General features: G+C 40.7%; 6 protein-coding genes. 2 read left to right on the top strand and 4 right to left on the bottom strand.

Translation table 11 applies throughout. The features are described from left to right. Positions 1-907: 907 nt before the first annotated feature. Positions 908-1,462 (bottom strand): D-glycero-beta-D-manno-heptose 1,7-bisphosphate 7-phosphatase, encoded by a 555-nt coding sequence (gene gmhB, locus ACVBIU_RS17840; RefSeq protein ID WP_447161675.1) that lies wholly within the window; start codon positions 1,460-1,462, stop codon positions 908-910. A gap of 174 nt (positions 1,463-1,636) precedes the next feature. Between gmhB and ACVBIU_RS17835 the strand changes: the two genes are divergently transcribed. Continuing rightward, positions 1,637-2,941, top strand: a complete 1,305-nt coding sequence (locus ACVBIU_RS17835; protein ID WP_447164454.1) for an aminopeptidase P N-terminal domain-containing protein — start codon at positions 1,637-1,639, stop codon at positions 2,939-2,941. A gap of 188 nt (positions 2,942-3,129) precedes the next feature. Here the strand turns inward: ACVBIU_RS17835 and ACVBIU_RS17830 are convergent, their stop codons facing one another. The 3 genes from ACVBIU_RS17830 to ACVBIU_RS17820 form a co-directional block, all read right to left on the bottom strand. Beyond that, positions 3,130-3,672, bottom strand: coding sequence for a DUF3016 domain-containing protein (locus tag ACVBIU_RS17830; protein WP_447161677.1), 543 nt, complete (start codon positions 3,670-3,672; stop codon positions 3,130-3,132). Between the two features lie 282 nt (positions 3,673-3,954). Then, positions 3,955-5,178, bottom strand: a complete 1,224-nt coding sequence (locus tag ACVBIU_RS17825; protein WP_447164453.1) for an FAD-dependent oxidoreductase — start codon at positions 5,176-5,178, stop codon at positions 3,955-3,957. A gap of 63 nt (positions 5,179-5,241) precedes the next feature. After that, complete coding sequence (locus tag ACVBIU_RS17820; RefSeq protein WP_447161679.1) at positions 5,242-6,768, bottom strand: phytoene desaturase family protein; 1,527 nt, start codon at positions 6,766-6,768, stop codon at positions 5,242-5,244. A gap of 279 nt (positions 6,769-7,047) precedes the next feature. Here ACVBIU_RS17820 and ACVBIU_RS17815 point away from each other — a divergent pair, with 279 nt between their 5' ends. Further along, a complete protein-coding gene (locus tag ACVBIU_RS17815) occupies positions 7,048-7,299 on the top strand; it encodes a hypothetical protein (protein ID WP_447161680.1) in 252 nt (83 codons plus the stop codon). Positions 7,300-7,399 lie beyond the last annotated feature (100 nt).

Here is a 7,399-nt window from a genome sequence, read left to right as displayed (position 1 = left end):
AGAAGTAGGCAATTTCGAATAACTTAATCTCTGTGAGTGTCCACACAGATTTGCTTGTCATATTGTTAAAGAGCGTGCTAGTTCTATTAAGCCCCAATCCGTTAGGAGAAGTCTTTCAAACTAGCGCCTTAGACGCTTAGGTCGTTTGGCTGAGGAGGCGTATTCTACACTCTCCAGTGTCGGCGTCAAGCGCTTATTTTAAGAAGTTTTTCAAGCGATGATTCTTTGTACACTCTCGTGTTAACAACCATCTAATGAAGCTCTTAAAGCGTTTGTCACCTGAATCAAATCTCCTAAGATTTTTAACTCTAACCCTTTATAAAAAGAGCTAACCGATACCGCTGCAAGTCCCGTTCTATCTAGCGTTTACGAGTATTTCTAATCTCAAGCGTTAGTCTAGTTGGCCTGCTGTGCCGTGTCAGTGGATGCGCATTATAGGGAAATTTGAGTTCAGCGCAAGGGGGTTTTTCAATTAAATTATAATAATCGAATCAAGCGAGCAGTTATCAGCCTTTCTGCTGTTATAAACAGCGCTGACGATGATTTTATATACCGCCATGCTTTAATATAACGCATAGACTCACCAATCGGCTTAACTAAAGTCTAAGTTCTAAGTTCTACATTCATTGAATCTGAAGCGCTAGCATTCAACTTACTCGCAACTGATTACTGGTAACTGATGCTAAATACATAAATGCCTCATAATGATCTTATTAGGTTAGTGATCATAATGAGGCATTTCGTTTACGACAGATACTTATATTAAGTCGATATTCTGTCTTATTAATCTGGAGCTAGTTAGGCCTACTTAAACTTAGCTGGACTAAGCAGGATGTTTGACCTTATAACTGAGCCTAGTGCAACCTTAGCCTGATTTGGGCTTGCGTTACATAAAACTAAGCCTGCTTTAAGCCTGACTTGCCAAATAAGCTGGCACATCTGCAATTGAGTCAAGCACAACCGTTGCTGCGGCAATTGCATCATCAGTTACTGACTTACCGGTTCTCACCAGTATTCGAGTCGGCACGCCAGCCGCCTCTGCTGCTAGCATGTCGTCGCGCTTATCACCGACCATAACTGACTGAGACAGATCAATGTTTAAGAATTGCGCCGCAGAGTTCAGCATTCCAGGTTTTGGTTTACGGCAATCACAATCAACTTTGTATTCGCCAATACCTTTTTCAGCATGATGGGGGCAGTAATAAATGCCATCAAGCTCAACACCTTTATCAACAAAGTTCCAATCCATCCATTCAGTTAATGAATGAAACTGATCTTCTGTATACATTCCTCGAGCAATACCAGACTGATTAGTAACAACTGCAAGTAGATAACCCATGTTTTTAAGTGCAGCGCACGCATCAAACACACCGTCTACATATTCAAAATCGTCAACCTGGTGTACATACCCATGATCTAGATTGATAACGCCATCTCTGTCTAAAAATACCGCTCGATTCACAATACATTCTCTCTAATATGCAATAGCTATTATTATTTCACTCATTACAACAAATTGCACCGTGAACTTGCTATAAAGCACGTAATAACGTGTAATGGATAAAATATACACTTTACATTTTAATGCCGATAGCCAATCCGGCATTAGTCAATGAATAGCGATGGAAATACTAAGATGTCTACTATCTATCAACAAAGACGCAATGATCTGCTTGAACAGTTACCTAATAACAGTTTAGTCATTGTCGCTGGCTATCAGCAAAAAGTGCGCAGTAAGAATATCAAATATCATTTTAGGCAGGACAATGATTTCCTCTACCTAACAGGGTTTAACGAACCTGATGCGATTGCCTTACTTATTAAGCGCGAAGTTAATCAATATTTCTTATTCTGTCGCCCGAAAGACCCAGCACAAGAAGTCAGTTTTGGCACTCGAGCAGGTGCACAAGGTGCTGTTACCCTACACGGCGCAGATCAAGGCTATGATGTTGCTGATTTCGAGCAAACCCTACTACCACTATTGCAAGGTATACAAACTATCTATGTGAGTGATGAGCTAGGACGATTCTCATCTGATCTTGTTCACTGGGCAAACTACCACAGACATCATTGCTCATTTGATACGCCTAAACAATTCACCACAATTAAACCGTTAGCCGAAGTGTTGCATGCTAAGCGTGTCATTAAAACAGATGATGAGTTGACTAAAATCCGTTCAGCGGTTGCTGCATCTACTGCTGGCCATAAGGCTGTGATGCAAGCATGTCGCCCTGGGATCAACGAACGTGAGTTAGCATCGTTATTTGATTTTACTATCGCTAAACATGGCTGTAATGCTGTTTCCTACCCGAGTATCGTCGCTGGCGGTAATAACGCCTGCTGCCTACATTACGAAGAAAACTGCTGTGAACTTAGCAATGGCCAGGTGTTACTCATCGACGCTGGCGGTGAATTTGAGCATTACGCAGCTGATATTACCCGTAGTTACCCAGTAAATGGCAGCTTTTCAGCAGAACAAAAAGTCATCTATCAATTGGTTCTTAACGCGCTGGATCAGGCCATAGCGAAAGTGCAACCAGGAGCTGCATGGAACAGTCTTTACGAAACGTGCATGCGAGTAATGGCAGAGGGACTTAAGGAACTTGGATTTTTATCGGGTTCGATTGATGAGATTATGGCAACTGAAAGCTATAAACGCTTTACTGTTCACAAAACTGGGCATTGGCTCGGGATGGATGTACATGATGTAGGACCTTACCATGATGATAATGGTGAATGGCGAACATTAGAAATGGGTATGGTGTTTACGATAGAGCCCGGTATTTATATCCCCCAAGATACACTTGATGTTCCCGAAGCCTACCGTGGCATAGGGATCCGCATCGAAGATGATATATTAGTTACCGTAAACGGTTATGAAAACTTATCAGCTAACGTCCCAAGAACTGTTGAAGAGATAGAAAACTATATGGCTAATTAGCAATTAGCTAACTCAAACTTTAAAATAAAAATCTCACATAAAAATGATGGCTGCCATATAAATGCAGCCATCAGTGCTTTTTCCACAAGAGTATTCGCAAAACAGCACTCCTACAATAGATCACTCCTAAGAGCCTCTATTACTTAACGAGCCACTGTAACATGAGCCTATAAGACGTTTTTTGCGTATTACTTTAACATTGGTTCCAATTTTTCTTTAAACCAATTCGTTAGCAAGTCTCTTTCATATGGGAATGGATCATTCGTGATAGGCTGGATCCCAAATAGGAAACCCATATTATCCAATTTTTCAGTTCCTGATTTGATTACCTTCCCATTTTGGCTAAGGGTGTAGTCAAAACTGATTTTAGGTGGATATAGTTCGGTCACGACCCGAATATCATCTGCAGCTGTAGCACCAAAAGTAGGTTGTACATCACCGGCTAAATCTACATTGGTAACGGTTAAATCAAGCTGTTGATCTTTTGCCAAGTGTTTGTTGGCAAGTTGACCAAGTTCATCAGTTAACTCAGTGAAGAGGTATTGCTCAAATTTTGACTGCAAGCCAATGGTTGCTTCAATATCACTGTATTGATTAATATCTTGCCATAAAATATTAAGGTTACCATCATTAGTCATAATATTTAGAGGAACGGTCGGCTCATCTGTTTTGGCACAACCACTCATGATTAATGTTGTAGTAATAGTTATAAGTAAAAGTAATTTTTTCATATGGGCTCCATTTATTATCAAGTCATCTTATGTATAACTCAAATTTTTGACATTGCATGATTTTTTTTCAAATCAATTAATCAATTGATACCTAACAGCTTTAAACATCGTAGTCAGTTTAGGATGATTGCTACACTTAGATGCTAGTTGACAGGCAGCTCGAAGGTCAAAATTCAATCTAAACCTTAACAATCCAATGAAAAGATCTCTTTTGCAGGTATACGGGTAAATAAACAACGAATAGTCTAATTTTAGCGCACTATCACAGAGCTGTTGCATCTTTTATGACTGCAGTCTAACAAGTTCAGCTACCTTCTTTGCAGAGACAACCGCGCCCTCGTGTAGACCATCATAAAGGTAAGCTCCCACATAAAAAGTATTGTTTTTACCATTATTGACGATAATGTTGTGCCGGTAATGAAGTGCTTCGACACTATAAAGTGGCGTGTGATGTTCAAAAGTTTGAATGATATTATCTTTGGTGATTAAATTATCAATATTATAAGCCAAACTATATCGCTGCTCTGTAGGCAAAGCACAGATACGGTTTAAGTTAGCGTTATAGCCCCAACCGGCTTGAGTCTGAAAAAAATCAAATTCTGAGGGTTGAGATATACCATAACTTTGGTAAACCAAAGAGTCAGTGTGCAGGACCGTAGTAGCCATATTCTTTTGCCAAGGAGAAAAGCATTCAATTTCAAATGCGGTTGGATCGGATATTAGCGTTAAAACCTGATCAGGCGGCACGGCTAAGACCAGCTTATCGAAGTGTTCCTTTGTATCATGATCCCATTTAAGCATGACCCCCATATTAGAGCGCCTAATTGCAGTTATATTGGCATTTAAGAACACCCTGCCATTTAATTGCCTTTCAATTTTCTCTATATAGCTGTAAACCCCTCCATCAATTCGTTTCCAATCAGCCCAAAAGTAGCGTCTAAAAATAGTAAATGCCAACTCAGCTGGAACCTTAATGATCCCTTTATAGGGAATAGAAAAACAATACATAACAAAAAGCTTTAACCAGGTATCTTTCACCTGATGCCTACTCACATAATCCGCCAAAGGCTTACCTCTAAACGATGACATAGGTTTAAGATATACCTGCAGTAATATCCAATTGGCTGAGAGATAAACAAATGCCAGCTTAACAAATTCGACTAAAAGGCCAACACCCTTAATGTTTCTGGTGATCACAGTAGGAGAAAGAAAACGTTTCTTATTACGCTTAAATAAAGCAGAGCCCACTTCTAAAGGCTTAAGCTCAACACCGAGCTCTTCCATTAGAGCGATAAAATGCTTAAAGTTACTTGAAAACTCAACGACGCCGCCTTCGAGGGTGAGGCTAGGATCGATACCCGCCATTTTAACATTTTTATTAACCGTACGAATATGACCACCAAGCATAGACTGCTTCTCAAATACGGTGACACTGTGCCCAAGCTTACTCAGGTAGTATGCCGTCACCATGCCACTAGCACCGCCACCGATAATCGCAAACTTCATGCTTCCTCTCTCCTCTCATATTACCGAAAAGATGTTGGGCTCAATTCATCATTCAATCGGAGATTAAATACGTTCTCCGCTCAGCTTCTGATACAGCTTTGCACCAGTCCAGAATGTCCCTGCAAACCCTGCATAACCAGATGAAGCGTTACAGAAATAGAAATCTTTCAATGAACTGTTCTCGGTTAATCTCCACAAGTTAAAATAAGCTGGAGTCATCGCCGAACCATAGGAGTTCCCCTGCGGACACCAGCAAAAGTTTTCATTAGTCGTCGGACTACCGGTATTTTTATATGCCAAGTACTCTCTGAAATCTGCAATATAATGTTTTTCAACCGTATCGATTATTGCGTCAAATATCTCTCGTTTTTTGTTTCGATATGCTCTGGGATCACTTTGTTTTAACGCTTTAAAGTATTGGTAGTCAGCAACAGTTAAAAACTCTATTACCTGCTGCCCTTCAGGCCTGTCAGAACAGTCATGGGTTAAAAAACCTGGGGTAGAAATTGCAAAACTGGGAGCCGAATAATCATGCTGGTAATACATGGTATCAAAAGCGGTATTAAGATCTTGATGACTGGTGTGGAAGATATTCCACTTACCAAAACCATAGTCCTCTAACTTGATATCTTTGACCACACAGTAGGCCATAAAATTTGAAGGGGAGTAGGCATAATCCAATTGTTTTCTGAGCCTCAAAGAGAACTTTTCTATACCGATTAAATGAGCCGCTTTTTTAGGATCCATATTACAAATAGTGCGCTTACCTTGATAGCGGCTCACCTCCTCGTTGACAAGGTTTCTTGCTTCAACCCCTATAACCCGATTATTGTCGACGATAAATTTATCAACTTGAGTCTGATAGATGATCTGCCCACCATTAGCAGTAATCGTATCGACCAACGAATTGATGACATGATCGAAATGATGTGTCGGGTAGTAGGCCCCCCTCTGATATCCGGTAAATAGTAGAACCCAGGCACAAAATGAAAGCTGATTAGGAGGCAGTAAAAAATCAGGCCACTGAAGAGCCAGTAGTGTTTGCGCTTCTTGCGGTAAATGGTGTTTATCAAAGGCCTGCTGCAGAGTAAACCTTATGTTTCTACACGCGGTTACCGTTTCTCTTAAATTTGTGAATATATTCTTATAGCGTTCGTCGCCTGATAGCACTGCTAAACCATCGGCCGTTCGCCTTACTTCATCGATAAAAGCCGTGCATTGTGTCCCATGGGCAGGAAAAATGGATTTAAGTCTTTTAAGCAGTAGCTCTGTATCATAGGGAATATCCAGCTGGTATCCCGGCATTCTCATATGATCGAAGCCTTCAGGATCAAACGATTCGAAGGTAACCTGTTTATCCAGTTGAAGCTTTTTTAGTACCTTGTTAACTGTCTCCCCTTCGCCACAATTCCAGACATAATGCAGTTGTGCATTAAATCGATAGTGTTTACCCATTGGGAAAGTATGCCCGAAACCGCCGGGATATTGATGTGCCTCCAACATCAGTACTTTACTACCAGACTTTGCACTGAGAGCACCAAAAACTAACGCAGATAAACCACTACCAACGATTAAGTAATCCGCATCCATTATCCACTCCACTTTTTGTCGCGAGGGTCCAGTCCGCTTTTTAACGCGTAGGTGAAGGTATAGCCTCTAAATATACCAACAGCCCTATTCATTGTAGTGCGCTGCAGACTCGCCAGCAAATAAGCCACCCGCGATAAGCTCATATTAGCAAAAGTGGTAATCATGTTGAGAACAGCGATTCCTGCTATGCATTCACTTACTCAGGTTTGTGTCACATCGGCGTAGATGTGCTAGGTTAATCATATCAATACCCTAAGAAGCTTATGCATAAGGATGACCATGGAGAACACAGAAAGCATGGAGAACCTGGATAACTTGGAAATCGAAAACTCCCAAGCAATCTTGCTCAAAATTACAAAAGTCGTCGAAACTGAGTGTCATCAAGATGCCTGCGCACTACTCGAGGAGGGATTTGTGTTACTGGGTATAAATAGCAATGTATTTGAAGACAGTGAAAATCGCTTTGTTTACTCGCTGGGGTTTCCAAAACCCTTAGACAAACTCAGTGATTGGGCTAGCGCAAACTTTTAAGAGCCCAATCATTTGTCACCTAAGCGAGTCTATAGTCGGGTAAGCTATAAAATTCACCTAAAGCGAATTGTAAATAGAGTAAGCTTCTACTCCATTTACA

The organism is Shewanella sp. 30m-14, assembly GCF_052977125.1.
This window is presented reverse-complemented; position numbering and strand designations above follow the sequence as displayed.